17 protein-coding genes, 2 rRNA genes and 2 pseudogenes are annotated in these 19,348 nt (G+C 38.8%); 7 read left to right on the forward strand and 14 right to left on the reverse strand.

Translation table 11 applies throughout. The annotated features are described in order from the left end of the window. Together H6F47_RS14460 and rrf are read left to right on the forward strand one after the other, a co-directional pair. Positions 1–101 (forward strand): 23S ribosomal RNA (locus tag H6F47_RS14460); the annotation flags it as partial. Between the two features lie 120 nt (positions 102–221). After that, positions 222–339 (forward strand): 5S ribosomal RNA (gene rrf / locus H6F47_RS14465). Positions 340–405: 66 nt separating this feature from the next. Here the strand turns inward: rrf and H6F47_RS14470 are convergent. The 8 genes from H6F47_RS14470 to H6F47_RS14505 form a co-directional block, all read right to left on the reverse strand. Next, positions 406–651 carry a cupin domain-containing protein gene (locus H6F47_RS14470; RefSeq protein WP_190347276.1) on the reverse strand — a complete coding sequence of 82 codons (246 nt, stop codon included), beginning with the start codon at positions 649–651 and terminating at the stop codon, positions 406–408. A gap of 170 nt (positions 652–821) precedes the next feature. Further along, a complete protein-coding gene (locus H6F47_RS14475; protein ID WP_190649708.1) occupies positions 822–2,456 on the reverse strand; it encodes a class I tRNA ligase family protein in 1,635 nt (544 codons plus the stop codon). A gap of 116 nt (positions 2,457–2,572) precedes the next feature. After that, on the reverse strand, positions 2,573–3,673 hold the full coding sequence (locus H6F47_RS14480; protein WP_190347268.1) for an FAD-binding oxidoreductase: 1,101 nt from the start codon (positions 3,671–3,673) through the stop codon (positions 2,573–2,575). Then, the gene (locus H6F47_RS14485) at positions 3,670–4,065 is read right to left on the reverse strand and encodes a cupin domain-containing protein (RefSeq protein WP_190347267.1); all 396 of its coding nucleotides are present in this window, start codon (positions 4,063–4,065) and stop codon (positions 3,670–3,672) included. Before H6F47_RS14485 ends, H6F47_RS14480 begins: the two co-directional genes overlap by 4 nt. 46 nt (positions 4,066–4,111) lie before the next feature. Next, positions 4,112–5,425 carry an ATP-grasp domain-containing protein gene (locus H6F47_RS14490; protein ID WP_190649710.1) on the reverse strand — a complete coding sequence of 438 codons (1,314 nt, stop codon included), beginning with the start codon at positions 5,423–5,425 and terminating at the stop codon, positions 4,112–4,114. A gap of 63 nt (positions 5,426–5,488) precedes the next feature. Further along, a complete protein-coding gene (locus tag H6F47_RS14495; protein ID WP_190347265.1) occupies positions 5,489–6,835 on the reverse strand; it encodes a SidA/IucD/PvdA family monooxygenase in 1,347 nt (448 codons plus the stop codon). 152 nt (positions 6,836–6,987) lie between these two features. Beyond that, positions 6,988–7,467, reverse strand: coding sequence for an aspartate 1-decarboxylase (gene panD / locus H6F47_RS14500; RefSeq protein ID WP_228020468.1), 480 nt, complete (start codon positions 7,465–7,467; stop codon positions 6,988–6,990). Positions 7,468–7,824: 357 nt separating this feature from the next. Beyond that, positions 7,825–8,607 (reverse strand): ABC transporter permease, encoded by a 783-nt coding sequence (locus H6F47_RS14505; RefSeq protein ID WP_190649712.1) that lies wholly within the window; start codon positions 8,605–8,607, stop codon positions 7,825–7,827. Positions 8,608–8,826: 219 nt separating this feature from the next. Here H6F47_RS14505 and H6F47_RS14510 point away from each other — a divergent pair, with 219 nt between their 5' ends. Then, a complete protein-coding gene (locus H6F47_RS14510) occupies positions 8,827–9,450 on the forward strand; it encodes an exopolysaccharide biosynthesis protein (RefSeq protein WP_190649714.1) in 624 nt (207 codons plus the stop codon). Here the strand turns inward: H6F47_RS14510 and H6F47_RS14515 are convergent. Continuing rightward, positions 9,439–9,594 carry a hypothetical protein gene (locus tag H6F47_RS14515; protein ID WP_190649716.1) on the reverse strand — a complete coding sequence of 52 codons (156 nt, stop codon included), beginning with the start codon at positions 9,592–9,594 and terminating at the stop codon, positions 9,439–9,441. The two genes, H6F47_RS14510 and H6F47_RS14515, sit on opposite strands and share 12 nt — an antisense overlap. Before the next feature lie 41 nt (positions 9,595–9,635). Between H6F47_RS14515 and H6F47_RS14520 the strand changes: the two genes are divergently transcribed. From H6F47_RS14520 to fba, 4 genes and pseudogenes are all read left to right on the forward strand, one after another. Next, the gene (locus H6F47_RS14520; protein ID WP_190649718.1) at positions 9,636–11,363 is read left to right on the forward strand and encodes an ABC transporter ATP-binding protein; all 1,728 of its coding nucleotides are present in this window, start codon (positions 9,636–9,638) and stop codon (positions 11,361–11,363) included. 42 nt (positions 11,364–11,405) lie between these two features. Then, positions 11,406–11,513 (forward strand): annotated as a pseudogene (locus H6F47_RS27940) (ABC transporter permease); the annotation flags it as partial. 143 nt (positions 11,514–11,656) lie between these two features. After that, the gene (locus tag H6F47_RS14525; RefSeq protein ID WP_190649720.1) at positions 11,657–11,809 is read left to right on the forward strand and encodes a hypothetical protein; all 153 of its coding nucleotides are present in this window, start codon (positions 11,657–11,659) and stop codon (positions 11,807–11,809) included. Positions 11,810–11,999: 190 nt separating this feature from the next. Next, positions 12,000–13,073, forward strand: a complete 1,074-nt coding sequence (fba, locus tag H6F47_RS14530; RefSeq protein ID WP_096567579.1) for a class II fructose-bisphosphate aldolase — start codon at positions 12,000–12,002, stop codon at positions 13,071–13,073. A gap of 195 nt (positions 13,074–13,268) precedes the next feature. Here the strand turns inward: fba and H6F47_RS14535 are convergent, their stop codons facing one another. From H6F47_RS14535 to H6F47_RS14555, 5 genes and pseudogenes are all read right to left on the reverse strand, one after another. Then, a complete protein-coding gene (locus H6F47_RS14535; RefSeq protein WP_137668441.1) occupies positions 13,269–14,081 on the reverse strand; it encodes a carbon-nitrogen hydrolase family protein in 813 nt (270 codons plus the stop codon). A gap of 510 nt (positions 14,082–14,591) precedes the next feature. Next, on the reverse strand, positions 14,592–15,236 hold the full coding sequence (locus tag H6F47_RS14540; protein WP_096567583.1) for an HAD family hydrolase: 645 nt from the start codon (positions 15,234–15,236) through the stop codon (positions 14,592–14,594). 118 nt (positions 15,237–15,354) lie between these two features. Continuing rightward, the gene (locus H6F47_RS14545) at positions 15,355–16,560 is read right to left on the reverse strand and encodes an NAD(P)/FAD-dependent oxidoreductase (RefSeq protein WP_190649722.1); all 1,206 of its coding nucleotides are present in this window, start codon (positions 16,558–16,560) and stop codon (positions 15,355–15,357) included. Between the two features lie 139 nt (positions 16,561–16,699). Then, complete coding sequence (locus tag H6F47_RS14550; protein ID WP_190649724.1) at positions 16,700–17,275, reverse strand: GNAT family N-acetyltransferase; 576 nt, start codon at positions 17,273–17,275, stop codon at positions 16,700–16,702. A 216-nt stretch (positions 17,276–17,491) separates the two neighbouring features. After that, positions 17,492–19,049, reverse strand: a pseudogene (locus tag H6F47_RS14555) (phospholipase D-like domain-containing protein); the annotation flags it as partial. Positions 19,050–19,348 lie beyond the last annotated feature (299 nt).

Consider the following 19,348-nt stretch of genomic DNA (forward strand, 5'->3'; position numbering starts at 1 on the left):
AGTGGGTAAGGTCACGGGCAGAACACCCGTTTATAGGCTCTATGTGGAAGTACAGTAATGTATGTAGCAGAGGGGTACTAATAGACCGAGGGCTTGACCTCTCACATTGCTAATATTCGCGTTACTTGCAGTCTTCAGGGTTTTGTCATGTTAAAACTCAGATTTCAAATTTTCTTATTTTTGACTTTTGACTTTTGACTTTTGACTTCCCAAAGGATTTTCCTGGTGTCTATGGCGCGGTGGAACCACACTGATCCCTTCCCGAACTCAGAGGTGAAACGCTGCTGCGGCGACGATAGTTGAGGGGTTGCCCTCTGTCACAATAGCTCGATGCCAGGGCTATATTTCAAATAAAAACCCCCTCTATTTATTTAGAGGGGGTTTTGTTTTTGGTGGTTTACCTACCTAAGATAACTTCAGTTCTCCACCGGGAGAACCATAAAAAATCACCCATGTAGCAAAATCTTCAGTAAAGTTCGTGAACCGATGATCAACTCCAGCTGGTACAAAAATTACATCATGGGGTTGAAAAGAATGTTCTTTACCATTTTGTTCAAAAAAACCACTGCCGGAAATCACAATGTATAATTCATCCTGAGCGTGAGCAATTTGCCTGTCCTCTTCCTGGGGCGCATAGTAACGTAATTTCATACTGCCATGAGAGAAAACCAGGGCTGAAAGTTCTTCAGGGAGCAACTGCTTTTTACGGGCGAACTCAGATGTGAAATGATGTGATGTGCTTGTGGGTAGGAACAATTTCAGACCTCCAAGTTTGATATTGATCTAAACCAGTTTGGATTTTTGAATTTTCTCAAGAGTGGCTATACTGTTTGTAGTGTATGGGGCAAGCATTGTGCAATGCTAGACCGAGTCAAGGGTTGAAACTGCTCAAAGGGTTGCTGATTCAAGCTTAAGCAGCAGTCCTCAAGAAATTCTGTAACTAAGGGAATTTTAGAAGTTGCTAGTTGTGACCAAATACAACTGGTAAGCTCCGGCATGATGGGATAACCCAACAGAGCTAGCCCCTTTAGCCACCAGTACGCTGCAGTTGGTGAGTCCTCAATATTAGCAGGATACTTAATCCATTCTAACAACTGCTCGGCGATCGCAACTGCATGGAGATGATTATCCGAGATTGCCTGGTCTTGTTGAATGTAAAAATCCGCAATGGCGGAGATAAGCATATTCATTGTATCCTCAAACTGATAATCTAACCGTGATTTCACAGAACGCAATGTAGTAAATGCTAGAGTCAATTTGGGATTGAGTTGTTCCACCAGAATCCGATTATATAATGACAAAAATGCTTCTATATCAAAGTTCTTATCAGGAACATCAGGTTGATTTAGTGATAAGTAAAGTCGTACACCATCACTATTGGCAGGAGTTTTGGTAACAATATCAGAAGCCCATATCACGTGCCGCCGACTAGTAGAAAACTTTTGACCTTCTAAATTAAAAAAGTAGTTAATTAAAAATCCATCATCAGCCTTATAATCGTCCAATCCTTTTGCTATTAAATTTTTGCCAAAGGCTTGAGCGAGTACGTTATCAATGCCGAAACTACAAATAATTTTCACAGAAGAAGACTTGCGATAAGGATTCTCGTGTTTGCCAGTCAGTGACGCATATAAATCTCCGTGCATCAGATTATAAATATATTCGGTCATAAAGCTGGCAATAGCTCTTTTTTCACCTCCTAAATCAATATCAATTCCCCAATCAAAGTGATGAGTCAGTTTAAACCATCCATCCTGTTTCTCGATGTGTTTTTGGATAATTAAACGTACTGATTCAGACAAATGATATCGATCAAAATCGGATAACGTTAACGGAATGTTAGAAGTATTTAAACAAAGTTGACGTACCGGACGAAATTTAACCGTCTCCCCTGCCACAGAAACCTGATTTAAAATTGCATCAGGATAAAAATATCCCCCACAACCCTCACAGGAAAAACCTCCCATACCTGCACCACATTCTGGACAGGTTCCTGATACAGCATAATCTGGTAAAAAGCGATTTTCACGTTCAGAATAAGGGGAGTATTCATCAATCGAATGGATGACACCCTTAGCCTCCAGAACAGCAAAAATTTCTCTATGTTTTTGCTCATAATGATCACACCATTCAGGATCTAGTGGATTAGTAAAAACATCATGGAGGATATTCATAGCTTGTAAATCCTCTTTAATTAGAGAGTGATTCTCTGTGGCTACCTCCGCCGGGTGAGAAACTTCAATTTCGGCACGACGAACAACATAGGAATTATAGGCATCAATCCCGAAAATAGTTGCTGTTGAATGACCTTGACGACGGCGATGGCGTGCGACTATGTCTGCACTTAAGTAAGGACCAGAAATATGTCCTAAATGCAGTCTTCCATTGGCAGCAGGATTAGAGGGAACAAACAAGTAATCCTGGGTTTGAATAGGAGTTTGAAAAATCGTTTTCATGTCCAAAATTTAATCAATCAAAAATTAAGTTCGGGTCTTGTTTTTAGTTGTAAATAACCTGAAATAGCCGATTAGCAAATTATAAGCAACCAGATAAGATACAGATTTATCTGCTCTTAATAGCTATTTTGTGTATAATTACTAGTTGGTATTAATTTTGTTAATGCCATACGAGCGATCGCCGGAGCAAGACGAACTCCGCGACCATTTCCACCAGTAGCAATAAAAACTTTTGAAAGGCGATTATGTGGTATTATTACTGGTTCAGAATTGGAACTGTAACAATCACAAAAAACATCTCGATCATCATAGTAATCAAGTAAATTCGGCGCATAGCGTTCAAGAATTCTACGCCCATTGCGTCGATCCGCATCGGAAATCAGCAGTTTTTGATCTGGTTGAATATCCCACTCATCGGAACGAATACTAAACAAAAATTGCTCATCAGTAGGCAGTAAGAAAGCATCTTCTTTTGGAAAAAAGATCACTGGACAATTACCAGGTGGAGACACATCAAGCCGCATTGTGACAATTTTCTTGTTACGACAGCTGACCTCAACACTGGATCGCGTCATCTGGTGGAACAGTGACCAAGGTCCTAAAGCCAATAATACCTGTTCTGCTTTAATACCAAAGACTCTATTTGTATTCAACCATAATTTGTCCTCTGGCATGATTTGTACGGACTCAACGCTTGTATACTTAAAACAATTAACGTTGGCAAATGTCCGTAATTTTCCAACTAAAGATTTAATTAATCCTAGTGGTTCTATATGCAGGACATCACCACCATAGAGCAGTCTATGGGCATTTGTTAACTGAGAGAGTGGTAGGGAGAAGCGGGGATCATCTGGCTTAACTTCAGTAATTGTACGAGTTGTATGAAGGATGGGATCTGAAGAATCGCCAACATAAATGATTGGTAATTGGCGAATGGGTAAAGTAGGATTCTCCCTGGCTAAATTAAGATAAAACCTGTCACTTTCACTGGACAACTCCCCTACCAAAACTGTGCTGGCGAGGGTACTAGATAGTGCCGCAGCATACTGTGAAGCACCTAAACCAAATTCACCTCGTTCTACTAAAGCTATTCTTATATTGGGATAGGTGATCGCTGCTTGATAAGCTGTCAAAACTCCAATAATTCCCCCGCCAACAATGCACAAATCATATCCAGGATCAGCAGTTTGTTCAGCAGAGAGTTCTTGAACCTTCATTTGGTCCACCAACAGCAGTAAATTACCAAATCTTCCTGACCAGTATTTGTCACCTGATGGGATTCTTGGGAATCATAAAAAAGGTAGTCACCTTCAGAAATTTCTAATGGCTTTTGATTGTAGTATAAAATACCCTTACCTCTACCTACAATCCATACTTCACGCACATCATGACAATCAGTAACTGAGGTTGCCCCGGGTTTAACAATAAACTGACCAGTCAAGAAAGGTGCGACATCATTTCCATCGCGTTTGAGTTCAGCATCAAAAAAGCGGACTCCCTGAGCATTAGACCAAGTTGAAACGTAAGGAAGCTTGGGAAACTCAACAGCTTGATTGAGTTTGTCTGTAGGAACATCTGGCAGTAATTGTTTTTCCTGTGCTTTAATCATGATCGTAGTTCAAAATGAATTAAGAATGAATTAAGTGAGTTTGTGATTACATCGGAGAAATTTCAATTTCTAGCTGAGAGACAAGGCGATCGAAGATGTGACTGAGATTTTCTTCCAGGGGACATTCAGCAATCACATAAGCAATCTTGTACTGTTCATAAGCTTCCGTTGGGGGACGCATGATGCTACCAACTCCAGCAATCTGTGTAAAGTCTCTTGTATTAGGATGTTCGCAGATTTTTTCTAAACCATTGAGGCGAGTAATCTTCCCAGGACTTGGTGGAGCAATCACCCGTGAACCTACACGGCGTGTAAAAGTTTGTGTGTAATCTTGCTGTTCAAGAGGAACACGCTTACCCTGAATCACATAATCTAGTAACAGCCGATAGGGTTGAATTTCACCAGAAGATGCCATTGGTATTAAGTGAGAATTAATACACTCTCCACCTGGTCTAGCCCCGATTTCAAGAATCCGTAATCCATGGGAAGTCACCATAAAATCAATATGAAAACCTCGCCAATTAATACCTGTAGACTTCATCACAGCATATGCCATTTCCCTGACTTCGTCCTGAATTTCGGGTGCAAGAGTTGAAGGTAATACATTTTCGTACTGTAACTGTAGTCCTAAATCAATACGTTTATCGATAATTGCAAACAAATATATTTCACCATCAACTACCATTCCGGCGATAGAATGTTCACTACCGATAAGCATTTCTTCAAGTAAGTCACATTCTCGGTACTTAGCGTATAATCCCCCCTGTGAAGGTGCGTTGTAGTTATAAAAATGCTCCCAAATATCCGCTAGATTTTCAGGCGATCGCACAGCTACAATCCCACGCCCACCCGAATTACCCGCAGGTTTTAATAGAGAAGGTGTACCAATCTTGTTGATTGCATCTTCAAATGAAGCTAAATCCACAACACAAGCGTATTTCGGATTATACTTACCCCCAAGCTCCTCAAGCAATTGTCTGGTTGCTGACTTGTTCCGAGCGAATCGATTTGCTGCGAGTTCACAAGTAGGAAGATTTAACTTAGCTGTGAGATGACTAGTTAATTCCTCTTCTCGATCTTGCCAACCAATTACACCACAGATAGTCAGATTTTGCTCATTAATATAATTAAGGATACAATCAGTAGAGGTTTCGTAATCGCTTAAGGGAGCATAAATATTGTGTGAAAAGCCGTAAGATTGAAACAGTGCTGGGGTATCAGAAGCCATGATAATTTCATAGCCCCCTTCTCTAGCAGTGGTGATTTCTGCAATGCGTTCCAGAGTTAATGCCCGTGTCCCTAAAAACAAAACCAGAGGTTTAGATGCAGATTTAGATAAATTTGTCTGAGGAGTTAACATTTATTTACCAAGGGCGAAAAAGCAACTGTGTAGAAGCAAGAACAACTCACAAAAGTTCACAGCTTAAGCGGACAGCCTCTCTATAATCTCGTAGGCAAGGGTTTGATGTGCATGATCAGACTGAAGTTCCCAGTCAATTAAGCCATCGTATTGAGAGCGTGGATACACCATACGACCTACAAGACTATTAACAATAGTGGCACTCCGCCATGCCATCAAACTCAAATTCGGATCGGCAACTCCCCGTTGTAATCGTGAGCAGTTTTGAGTGTATATCCGATTACTATCTGAACGATCCCATTTAACAGAAAAGTCAGGATTAATTACAGGCTGTCCTTCTCTCCACTCCAAACGATGGCTGAGAGACTTCAAGTAGTCAGGGATACGATACTCAAAACCCGTTGCCAAGATGATCACATCAGAATTTATTTGTACGCTCTCCAATTGACTACGTATAATTAAATGCCAACTGTTATAATCTGGTCGTAATTCCCACAATCGTGCATTAGGAATCAGTTTAGCAATGTTGGGAGATTGTTCCAGAAACTCCAGTTGGTATAATCGCTGATAAATTGAACTTAGCAAGCTTTCAGTAATACCATCGCTAGCAAGTGTTTGTTCTGCCACTAAAGTTTTTTGAACTTGTTGCGGTAATCCATAAAAGTAGTCGCTATAACGGGGTACAAAATATTCATTGGTAAAGGGTGAATCGTCAATTGGCAAGAAGTTCGGACGGGAAGATATCCAGTATAATTTCTTTGGCAGAGCATGAGAATTGGAGAGTAACTCAGAAACAATTTCGGCTCCACTTTGTCCACCGCCAATCACTGTTACTCGTTTACCAGGGAACTGAATTTTCTTCTGTAAATAGTGGATAGAGTGAAAAACATCATCTCCTAAGTGTGGGCGAGCGCAATCAGGGACTTTGGGCGTTAAGCCTGTACCTAGAGCCAGGTGGGTTGTAGCTATAGTTTTTTCTGATGTGTGAACAATAAATTGCTGGTTTGTATCATTAAACTCGATAGTCTCTACCTTCTGGTTGAAGTTGAGGTGAGGAATCGACTGACTTACCCAGCGTAGGTATTGATCAAATTCCTTGCGCTTCACACTGGAAAAACGAGCTGTGAGAAACCGATATAGCCGACCACGTTCAGCAAGAAAGCACAAAAAAGAGTAGGGATTGGATGGATCAACCAGTGTAACTAGGTCTTTGAGAAAAGAATTCTGAAGATTTGCATCGGGAAACAACATACCCGAATGCCAAGACAATTCCCTGCGGCCATCAAAAAATTCAAAATCAATATACTTGACTTTGTGGTAGAGTAGGGCAGCAAGACTCAGGTTAGAAGGACCGATACCAATGCCACAGAGATCAATGGTGTCTCTATCAGTCCCCGATTGTTTGTACATGAATTAAAGCACCTTATCTGAAACACAGGAATTTTTGTAATTACTTCGTACAGCAGTTTATAAACATAATCGTGGGATGCCGACATGAAAATTGCTGTAATTGTGAGTAATGACTAACAGTTGACACGGTTTTCGGTAAAATCTTGAGATTATTAGAGATACCGAACAAATTGATTATTTTCATCAACTAAGATGGCTTTCGGTTCTAAAGTTTTTGCTGACAGTTGAAACCCGATAATAATAATCTCATGACCAACTTTAATCAGATGAGCAGCAGCGCCATTGATACAAATAGTTCCAGATTCTCGTTTCCCTGGAATTGTGTATGTCTCCAGTCTTGCGCCATTTGTATTGCTTACAATCATAACTTTTTCCCCTGGTAAAATACCACTCTTTTCCATGAGTAATTCGTCAATTGTAATGCTGCCAATGTAACTAACATCAGCTTCTGTCACTGTAGCTTTATGAATTTTAGAACTCATAAACCAACGCATACCAACCACTGGTGGATGAGAAGAATCAGTTAAACTATTCTTGAAATGCGCTGCTACATCGCTCTCATTTTTACTGGCGTTAATATTCGTGTTTTGTAACATGAGGTCTAACAGGTTTTGCTGGTCTTTATAACTCATACTGATATGGGATAAAGCGTATTGATTATCCCCAACCTAATTTATACAATTAATTTAATTTACATAAATCACAATTGAGGAACATGAAAAAATTTCATATTTTTGAATTACTGTTTACTATAATACAATTTGCCTTTTTGGAAAATTTATGCATAATTTCTTTAGATTTATAGGTATAGGTAAGAGCATCTTAACAATCCTTTGCCAAATTAACTTTACGTGAGTTGCCTACCCAGAGGACGATTCATGCATATTTGAGTAGAATTTGCCATCTCAAATGAATGACAACAGCTAAACTTCATCAACTAAGAACAGAAGTTGCTTAGATGAGATTATTGTCTACTTTAAATAACCTTTTTAACTCGATGCACTTGTATAAAACCTTAAAGCAAACCGCCAAAACCAAGTAGAAACAAAAAATAACACCACCGCTAAAAATACAGCACCCATGAACCAAGTTAACTGACTTTCACCTAACATTGTTTGAGCAGGAACGGTAGTTAAAAATGCAACTGGAACTACAAAGGTAAAGAAAACTCGATAAGCTGCGGGATAAGCTACAATCGGATATCTACCCGCTTCTAATAAACCTCTTAATACTTCAGTAACGTTGTATATTTTCACAAACCATATACTTGTAGAACCTAACATAAACCATAGGCTGTAAAGAATGACTAAACCGCAACCTAAAGGAAATATACTCAATAAATAATCATCTATTCCTAAACCCAGGCGTTTACCTGCATAACCAATGATGATACAACCAAAGATTAAATCTGGTAATCCCCAGGGTGATAGGGTGTGAGTTGAAAGCCAAAATTGACTGCGGATGGGTTTTAATAATACAAAGTCTAATGTCCCTTCTTGCACATGACGAACTATGCGGTTTAAGTTGGGAGCTAGGAATGTGGCGGAAAAACCTTGCAAGAGGGTGAAAATTCCTAAAACTATTAAAGCTGCATCCCAAGACCAGCCGGGAAAGGTGTAACCTGTGCGATAAAATAAGAATAAGCCAAAAATACTACCCGCAAGATTGCCTAAGCTGCTCAAGGTAGCTATGATGAAGTTGAGACGATACTCCATCTCTGCCGAAATGGCTGCACTCCAAAAAAGTCTGATTACTTTTAAGTATCTTTGCATTTTTTTGTTTAACTTCTTACGCACTTCATCCAAGATAACTTTATCTCAACTTCATACGGTTTTTTAATTTTACGGATTGCATAAGGTTAAGATGTTGGATGCAACTTCTCTGTTATGTCTGATTTTATGCACGTTGTTTGATGGCAATTTTGCCTTTGATCTCAGAAAATAGGAACAATCAAGGTTAAGATTTCTCTCTTAGGAACTATAAAAGCTCTTATGGCTAAACTGTCTAACGAATTACAACGCTATTTTTTTGAAGAAGAACGTCCTGAAAAGGTAACTTTGGCAGATATTTTGTTACTAGCTGGGGAAAGAATTTTTGGATTTTTGTTGGTTATTTTGTCTTTACCTTCTGCTTTACCAGTTCCTGCACCTGGTTATTCAACGCCTTTTGGTGTGCTGATTTTTTTGTTGGCGGTACAGTTGGTTGCAGGTGCTAAAACTCCTTGGCTACCTGCTAAAATGCTAAACCATCAAATTCAACTTTCTACCGTTCAGGGGTTTCTGAAAGCGGGACTGCCTTGGTTGCGGAGAATTGAAGCGATCGCTCGTCCCCGTCTCTCCTATATTTGTACCACATTACCAGGTAGAGTAACTATTGGGGTGGCGATCGCTCTCATGGCTATTTCTATGATGATTCCCATCCCTGGTACTAATACTTTACCAGCAATGGGCATTTTTGTGACTGCTTTTGGTTTGTCTGAGGATGATGGTGCTATTAGTTTAGGTGGTTTAGTTCTGTGTTTAATGGGGGGAATTTTAACCACTTCTATTTTACTAGCTTTGGTCTGGGGTGGTTCTAGTTTATTGGATGTGATCAAAGCTTGGTTAGGTAGGTAGGTGACTGGGGACTGGGGACTGGTGACTGGGGACTGGGGACTGGTGACTGGTGACTGGTGACTGGGGACTGGGGACTGGGGACTGGTGACTGGTGACTGGGGACTGGGGACTGGTGACTGGTGACTGGGAGGATGAATAACCCAATGACTAATAACTAATGACTAATGACTAATGACTAATGACTAATGACTAAAAATCGTTCTAATTATTGGTTACTTTTACCCTATATCCGCAAGCAATGGGAAATTATTGCTAAGGGATTTGTGGGTATTATAGGCTATGTTTTAGCTACGTTAACGCTAATTAATCTTGCAGGTAAATTAGCAGTTCCCTTTGGACAGGGTAATGTAGTGGCGATCGCTCAATTAACGGGATTTTGTGCTTTAGTATTTCTTGTGCGGGGGTTTTTTCAATCTGTACAAGATTTATATATGGCTAAGGCAGCTTTAAGGGTTGCTTTTTATCTCCGTCAACAGGTTTATACCCACTTACAAAAACTCAATCTCAGTTATTTTGAAACTGCAAAAGCTGGAGATTTATCTTATAGGTTAACAGAAGATGTAGACCGAGTTGGGGAAGTTGTAAATAAGGTGTTTCATGATTTGATTCCCTGTGTTTTACAACTAATTGCTATTCCCATTTACATGATTTATTTAAATTGGCAACTTACCCTAGCTACGGTAATTGTAGCGCCAATTATGGGAATTTTAATTGGTTGGTTTGGGGAACGTTTACGCAAATTTTCGCTCAAAAGTCAAAACCGAATTTCTGATTTATCAGCTATTTTAACAGAAGTTTTTAGTGGGATTCGTTTAATTCAAGCTTTTGCAGCAGAAACTTACGAAATTAATAGATTTAGTCATGAAGCAGAAAGAACTTTAAAAGCTAAATATTCCGCCGAAAGATTAAAAGCAATACAAATTCCCATTGTCGGTTTTTTAGAAGCTGTCAGTGCTTTATCTTTGTTGATGGTGGGAGCTTGGCAAATTTCCCAAAATAATTTAACGGTAGGTGAATTTTTCAGTTATTTAGCAGCAGCAGCTTTGCTAATTGATCCTATCGGTCATACTACCAATAATTATAATGAATTTAAACAAGGTGAGGCTTCTGTTGATCGGGTTTTTGAGTTATTAGCTATTCAACCGACGGTATTAGAAAACCCAATTTCTATTACCCTTCCTGATGTGAATGGTAAAGTTGAATATCGTGATGTAAGTTTTTCTTATAAACCTGGTGAACTGGTATTAAATAATATTAGCTTATTAGTAAATCCAGGAGAAGCTATTGCACTTGTCGGTGCTTCTGGTGCGGGAAAAACTACATTTGTGAATTTATTACCAAGGTTTTATGATCCTGAATCTGGGGATATTTTTATAGATGATGTTAATATTAAAGATGTAACATTAAATAGTTTAAGAAAACAAATTGGTATTGTTCCCCAAGAAACAATTATGTTTTCAGGAACTATTGCTCAAAATATTGCATTTGGACAAGAAAATTTTGAGATGGAAGCAGTGGAAGAAGCTGCAAAAATCGCTAATGCTCATCAATTTATTATGCAACTATCCGAAGGTTATCAAACTTGGGTAGGTGAAAGAGGTGTAAACTTATCAGGAGGACAAAGACAAAGAATAGCGATCGCCCGTGCTGTACTCTTAAATCCGCAAATTTTGATACTGGATGAAGCAACATCAGCCTTAGATTCCGAGTCAGAAGCCTTAGTACAGGAGGCTTTAGAAAGATTAATGGAAAATCGCACGGTGTTAATTATTGCCCATAGATTATCAACAGTGAGAAAATGCGATCGCATATTAGTCTTAGAAAAAGGGCAAATTGTCGAATCAGGAAATCATGAAGAATTGTTAGCATTAGAAGGAAGATATGCGCGGTTTTATGCACAACAATTTAGTTAAGTTTACTTGATTTGCGCTAGATTGAACCCGATCCAAAGCTTGATATCCATGAGAATACAAGCCTTGGGTGCAAATATTCCCTATCAATTTTTGTTGATGTTACCTTATGCGATCGTAATTTTGCCATTACAGCTATTTTCAGGTAAATAAACCACATTTTGATTTAGGTTTCGCGTCAAAAATGTAGGGGCGTTCGCGAAGCGTGCTGGAAGCATCAGCATTCGGACAATTAATTATCGGTTTTTACCTAAGACTATCATCCGAATGCTTCGCCCTGACTGTGGTCTAAAGACATGAAAACTGCTGTAGTCAGCAAGGAAGCAGGAGCGCCCTTGGGGAAGTCAAAAGTCAAAAGTCAAAAGTGGCGAGTTAGGAAGCAAACAACAGATCCATTATTCCCAGTCACCAGTCACCAGTCACATAGCCTACCAAACCAACACTGTTGACAGTAGCTAATATGACAACAGTACATGGAAACTATAGATTACCTTGATAGAGTAAGACAGCAAACTTTTTCAACATAAACACCCCATACTAGATATAATTTCCTATAAGTTGAAAAAACTCTTAAGATTAGCGTAAACATTACGCCTGTCTAAAACTGATTAGCTGACAAACACATTAGGAGGACTATCTATGGCGCTTGTACCTATGCGGCTACTTTTGGATCACGCTGCTGAAAACGGTTACGGTATCCCTGCTTTTAACGTTAACAACTTAGAGCAGATTCAAGCAATCATGAAAGCTGCCGATGAAACAGATAGCCCTGTAATTTTACAAGCTTCTCGCGGCGCTCGTAACTACGCTGGTGAAAACTTTCTGCGCCACCTGATTTTGGCAGCGGTAGAAACCTATCCTCATATTCCCATTGTCATGCACCAAGATCATGGTAATGCTCCTTCTACCTGCTATTCAGCTATCAAGAACAACTTCACCAGCGTGATGATGGATGGTTCTTTGGAAGCTGATGCTAAAACTCCTGCCAGCTTTGAATATAACGTTGCTGTCACCAAAGAAGTTGTCAATGTTGCTCACTCTTTGGGTGTGAGCGTTGAAGGTGAGTTAGGTTGTTTAGGTTCTTTAGAAACCGGTGCTGGTGAAGCTGAAGATGGCCACGGTTTTGAAGGTACTCTGGATCATTCTCAATTGTTAACCGATCCTGATCAAGCTGTTGAGTTTGTAGAAGCTACCCAAGTAGATGCTTTGGCTGTTGCTATTGGCACTAGCCACGGTGCTTATAAATTTACCCGTAAACCCACTGGCGAAATTTTAGCGATCAGCCGCATTGAAGAAATTCACCGCCGCTTACCTAACACCCACTTGGTAATGCACGGTTCTTCTTCTGTACCCGAAGATTTAATTGCATTGATCAACGAGTTTGGTGGTGCTATTCCTGAAACCTACGGTGTACCTGTTGAAGAAATCCAAAAAGGTATCAAGAGTGGTGTGCGTAAGGTAAATATTGACACTGATAACCGTTTGGCTATCACTGCGGCTGTACGTGAAGCTTTGGCTAAAGGTCCCAAGGAATTTGATCCCCGTCATTTCTTGAAGCCTTCGATTAAGTATATGCAAAAAGTTTGTGCTGACCGTTATCAACAGTTTGGAACTGCTGGTAATGCAAGCAAGATCAAACAAGTTTCTTTAGAAGAGTTTGCTGCTAAATACGCTAAAGGCGAATTAGTAATGAAAGCTGCTGCTAAAGTTTAATTTTTTCTCAAAAATAAAATAGGGTGTAGCCTTGCTATACCTATAGATAAATAAACCGGGGGCGTTTGTGGTTCCCGGTTTTTTTTTCAGCAAACCCTAGATAATATTTACACCGAAGGTATGAAAACTCAATTTTGATCATTGATATTTGTAGCTAGATCCCCAATTTCTTCAAGAAGTCGGGGATCTAATTTGCTAAAAGACTCGATGCTGTAAAGATGGCATTTGACGGCGCACCTGTTCCAAACGAGAAGGTTTAATTTCAGCGATCGCCACTCCTGGTTTATCCCCCGCATCAGCTAAAATTACACCCCAAGGATCAATAATCATGGCGTGTCCGTGGGTTTGACGACGAGCATAGTTAGTACCAGTTTGAGCCGGTGCAATGACATAACAAGTATTTTCAATTGCCCTAGCTTGTAATAATACTTGCCAGTGGTCTTTCCCTGTAAAAGCCGTGAAAGCCGCAGGAACAAACACAACATGGACTTCCTTATCTGCTAAATGCCGATATAATTCTGGAAAGCGGACATCATAACAAATAGAAAGTCCAATATTACCCAAGTTTTCCGAAAAATAGATTGGGGGTAATTCCTTACCAGCCATAACGGTGCTAGATTCTTGATAGGTGTTACCATCAGGGACATTGACATCAAATAAATGTGCCTTGTGGTAGCGAGCAAGTTCTTGACCATTAGGATCAATAAGTAAAGCCGTATTGTAAACTTTACCTGTGCTATTTACAGGTACAGGAAAGCCGCCGCCCAGGATAGTAACTTGAAAGCGTTGCGCCATTTTTTTGAGAAATGTCTCTGTTGTTTGGGCGATCGCATCTCCTTGGGCAAGTTTATCTTTTTCCTCTCCCATAAAAGAGAAATTTTCTGGCAAACCCACTAACTCAGCACCCTGGCGCACGGCCAGATCAATAAATTCTTCTGCTTGTGCCAAATTTTTCTCTAGATCAGGCACACTGGTCATTTGAATAGCGGCGGCTAAATAAGACTTCATAGATTCAACAACAAACAGTGGATGACGGGATAGACTCTCAAATATAGCCGTAGACAGAGTAGTTAGGACATCAATGAATCATGAAACTCTCACTCTAATAGGGTTTTACTCCTGACTCCTGTACGGGCGAAGTAGGGGCGAAGCATTCGGAAAATAGCCTTTTCATAAAATTGATCATTGGTCGCCCGAATGCTTCGCCCTTGCAGAAAAATAGCCTTTTCATAAAATTGATCATTGGTCGCCTTCAAGCTTCGCCCCTACGACTCCTGACTCCTGGTATATATCGGTCTATACAGAATATCCCTAGCGTCTTATCTTAATATTCCTGTTGATTATAGGAAACTATTTACAGCTATTTTCAGGTTTAACCCATTTTTAAGTGCTGTTTTAAAGTCGGTGGCAGATTTTTAGCTGCTTCTAGTCCGTCCACATCTTCCCAGTTAGTATTTTTATCCCAGCGGATATAACCAAACAATTCATCACCAAAATTTGGTGAGTTATTTAATAATTTTACTGGCGGTTAATCCAAATACCCCTTAAACCAGCCTTTCTTGCGCCATGATAGTCATCTGTAATGCTGTCGCCAATATGCCATGCTTCTTCTGGTGAACAGTTATGACTTTGCAAAGCTATGTTAAAAATTTCCGGATCTGGTTTAGCTGTACGTACTTGGGTAGAAATGGTAATAGATTTAAAATAGTCTCTGAGTCCTAAGCTTTGTAATACTGAGTATAACCGAGAATCAAAGTTAGATAAAACACCCAACTCAACTCCCAACCGTCGCCAGTTCACTAAAGCTAAAGGAACATCTGGATAAACAAACCAAGGTTCAGCAGTACCAAAATGTATATAAAGTTCGCTAAAAAAAGCTGAAAAATCAGAAAATTCCCTGAGTACCCCTGCACCTTCAAAGGTATTGAGGGCGATGATCCGCCACCAGTCAAATTCTCGTTGGGGAATATCTTTAATATCTGGATCAAGAAATATCGGTGGTGGTGCTGCTTTAAAGCTTTTAAAAAATTCTTTATTTAAAATTTCTGGGGCAACTGTAACGGCAAATTCCTGGGCTATTTGACTATAAATTGCCCCTACACTACCTTTAACACCAAATAGTGTACCTACAGCATCTAAAAAAATAACTTTTGGTTTTTTCATAAGGAGATCAGGTGACAGGTGACAGTAAGAAGGCAAGAGGCAAAAGGCAAGAGGCAAAAGGGAAGAGTTTATTCTTACCAATCAGCAATTACCAATTACCAATTACCGATTACCTATTTTACTGAGAAAGTGTTTTAATGATCGGACTAACTAACCAATTAAACCCGACTTTTAACTGATGTTCTAAGGTTGGTAATCTGTATAAATAAGCTAACCGACGGGCGATGTATGCTAAAGAACCATCGAGTTTAACACCTAAACCTGTGAGGGTGGCGTTATCTATTCCCAAAGCCATCATTTCCCCTAGTTGTTGATAGCGGAAGGGAAGTAAAGGACGATTTGTTAAAGATGCCCAAATGTTCCATGCTGTATAATCTGCTTGTTGAAATGCTACTTGGGCGGTTGCGGGTACTTGTTTTTCTTCTGCATCTTTACAGTCTGCTAAGTCTCCTAAAGCGAAAATTTCGGGATGTTCTAAGACTTGTAATGTGGTTGTAGTGGTGATTTGTCCGCGTTGGTTTTGCTTGAGGGGTAGATTTTTTACCACTGGGGAAACTCTTGTACCGATTGTCCAAATTACCAAATCTACAGGAATTTCATCTACTTGATTTTTATACTCCAGGGAAATGGTATTTTCTCCTATTGATAATACTTTGGTTTCTAAATCTATAAACACGCCTCTAGCATCTAAGGCTTGTTTTGCGGCTTCGCGGTTAAATTCTGGGGAATTTCTTAAAATTTGATCACTGATTTCAATCAGGCGAAATCTGCCTTTTTCTCCTAGTCTATCTGCTAGTTTACAAACTAATTCTACGCCACTGTAACCACCGCCAACTATGGCAACACGAATTTTTTCAGGATTTGATGCTTCTAAAATTCTCAGGCGTTCTTCTAGGTGATAAGCATCCGTGATGGTACGGAAGGGGTAAGCATGGTTGACTGCACCGGGTACTAAATCTAGGGGTGTTTCGCCACCTAATGCTAATACTAGGCGATCGTAGTCGATTTTTTGCCCATCTTGCAATTGTACCTGTTGTTTGTCGGTGTCGATTTCTGAGATTGTGGCTTGATGAAAACGTACTCCTGTCCCTTGTAGCAGTTCTTGGTATGGTGGGGCTATTTCCCAGGTTTGTAGTTCGCCAGTGAGGAGTTCGTAAAGTAGGGGAGAGAATAGAAAGCGATCGCTCTGATCTACTAAGATTATCTCAGGTTTGGGTGTATTTTCCCAGGGTAACTGGCTTAACCGTAAGGCGGTGTAGAGACCTCCAAAGCCTCCACCTAGTATACAGATTTTTGTAGTTGTTTTTGTAGTTGTTTGTGTCATGGTTTTGCTCAGAGGCTAAATTCTAGCAGGTTGATTTATTTTTAGTGTTATTCTTAGTGTAATGATTTATTGTGATATGGACTTGAATCAGATACGCAATTTATATCAAAAGCCATAAGGTAAAAGACTTTTCACACTGTCACCTGTCACCTGCTATATTACGTTCTCTTGCCATTAGCCAACAATCCTGATATTTACCTTCGTGTAGATCATGACATGGTAACAGCTTAATTTTCACAAACCCACATTTTTCATAGCAGCGAATAGCACGGTGATTTTTTACATTAGGATCAATTACTATTTTTAACGCTTGCAGGGTGTTAAATAGATATTCTATCGCTAAAGATAACACTTTGGTCCCAATTCCCTGATTCCAATATTGAGTTTCACCGATAAATAAGTCAATGCCATAGACATTATTTGTATCTTGTAAAGAATACATTTTGCTAATATGTTCTGGTAGTTTATTCAGTTCATAATATTGTAAATAACCAATGTCTATATTTTGATATGAGAAAATCCTGGGAATAAGTGATTCTTTTCCTAATATTCTGGGCTTATAGGTTTTGATTGCCTTCTCTAAATCATAAGGTTGATCTCTTCCCCCATAGAATTGTAATACTTTTTCATCTGTGCGCCATTTTTTCATTAATAAATAGTCATGTTTATGATTTTGCATGGGACGAATTTTTATTTCGTCTTTGATAATTAGCATAGGTTATATTTATATAAATTCTCTTGGTTTTTCTTCATGTTAATAGTAGGTAATATACGGACTATACAACCATTTTTAATACTTTAATTACCTGACTAATACTCAATGATTACAAGTTTTTGAAACTTGATTTACTTAATATTCCTACTAACTTACATTATATTACCATTATTATCAAATTTTAGCACTAATACCCGGTATTTATTATAAGTTTTATAAAGATGTCAATTTTTGCTTGCTAACTTGTCACCTACACCATTAATGGTCTATTAATGGTTTATGATTCTGCTTGTATTGCTGTGTTGAGATTAATTTTTTGATTGGTAAAATCAGGAATAGATGATTGAGTTTTTATTTGCGGACATTGTTTAATTTCAGCATCATTTTTTGCCTGAATTGTTGACGGCAATCCTGTTTCTATGGTAGAATAAAGACGGTTAAATTCACGCTGAAAATGTGCAGATACTGTAGGACTTTCAATAATTAACAAAGTTTCGTCGTTATTATGATTTCCTGCTTCTGACCAATTATGAGAACCTGTAATTACTGTTGTGTTATCAATAATCCCAAATTTATGATGCAAAGAATCACCTGTTGCTAATGTGGGTATTCCAACGCTAGTAATAGGATTTTGCCAAGGACGGTTATCAACTTCATATTTACAGTTTTCAATTACAGCTAAACCCATCATATCTAAAGCTTCACTGTAGGAACGATAGGCAAATTGTGAGTCAAGTAAAGCGCGAATTTTTACATTTTGATTATGGCGATTTTCCAAAATATTGGCAATTCTTTGATCGGAAAATACAAACAATGCCATATCTATATTTTTACTTGATTTATCTAAGGTTTGGGAAATTAAACCATTACTAGAATTATTCCAAGGTTGAGTGGGAGAAACAGGGGAAAAGTTGACGGTAATTAGATTGTTGACTAAAGTAATTGTTTGGGGTTTACGTATAGGTTTGTTAACACCAAATTTACTATCTGGGTTTCCTCCTGGTCCATCACCCCAGAGGATATTAAATTCTTCGGTAAATAAATTAGCTAAGTCTTGACTATCAATTTTCAATAAGTTATTTGCATTACCTAAACTGCTAGAATTGCTAATATCTCCTGAAGTGTCACTGAAAGTAAAATTAGCAGAAGTAATTATCACAAAACGATTATCAACAATGATAAATTTATGGTGCATCAAACCACTACCAGCAGAACCATCTGCTGTGTCATCTATCCAGGGAATTTTACTATTTTTGATAATGACTAAAGCATCACGTTGATTGATTTCCTCTAGTGTGATTTCATTATCTTGATTAATATCAACAAATTTTCTAAATTCTTTGTATCTTGCTTTTTCTCTTCCTTCTAACTTTTTAACTTCTACATCAGTTAAACTACTCCAAGGACGAGAATAGTTGTTTTCTAAAATTAACCGAACTTTAACGCCAGATTTTTGTTTTTCTGCTAATGCTTGGGCAATTTTTGGTAAACGTAATTCTTGGACTGCTATATCTATGGTAAATTGGGCTTGGGAAATAAGATCAAGAATCTGTTTTTCTAAATCATCTCCTAACCGGGTTTGTTGTCGGTAGGTTTCTTGATATTCTGACGCTTGGGAATGATTGAAGTAAACTTGAATTAATTGATCTTGGAGTAGTGGTGCTAACCTTTGATTTGAAGATTGATTTGAAGAGTTGACTTTTTGACAACTGGTGAGAGTAAACAAAAAGAAAAATATATAAGATAAAAACTTAAGATGGGGAAAAATGGACATGATAATCTGATACAAATAAATAAGGGATAATTAAGGAAGTTAGAAGTTATGTACAATTCATGGAAGAACGAACAATGAAGAAGGGAAGGACAGGAAGTAAAGAGGTGAGATAGGTATTTTTTGTGAGTGCTAAGAGGGTGTTTGAAAAGTCATGATTGATGTATCAAATATTTTATACCCCTCCCTAACCCTCCCCTTGGTAAGGGGAGGGAACTGGATTTTCTTGTTTCCTCCCTTGATAAGGGGAGATTAAGGGGGGTAAAAATGTGATAAAAATACGAGATACAACTTTTAAAATA

The organism is Sphaerospermopsis sp. FACHB-1094, from assembly GCF_014696195.1.
Lineage (GTDB): Bacteria > Cyanobacteriota > Cyanobacteriia > Cyanobacteriales > Nostocaceae > Sphaerospermopsis > Sphaerospermopsis kisseleviana.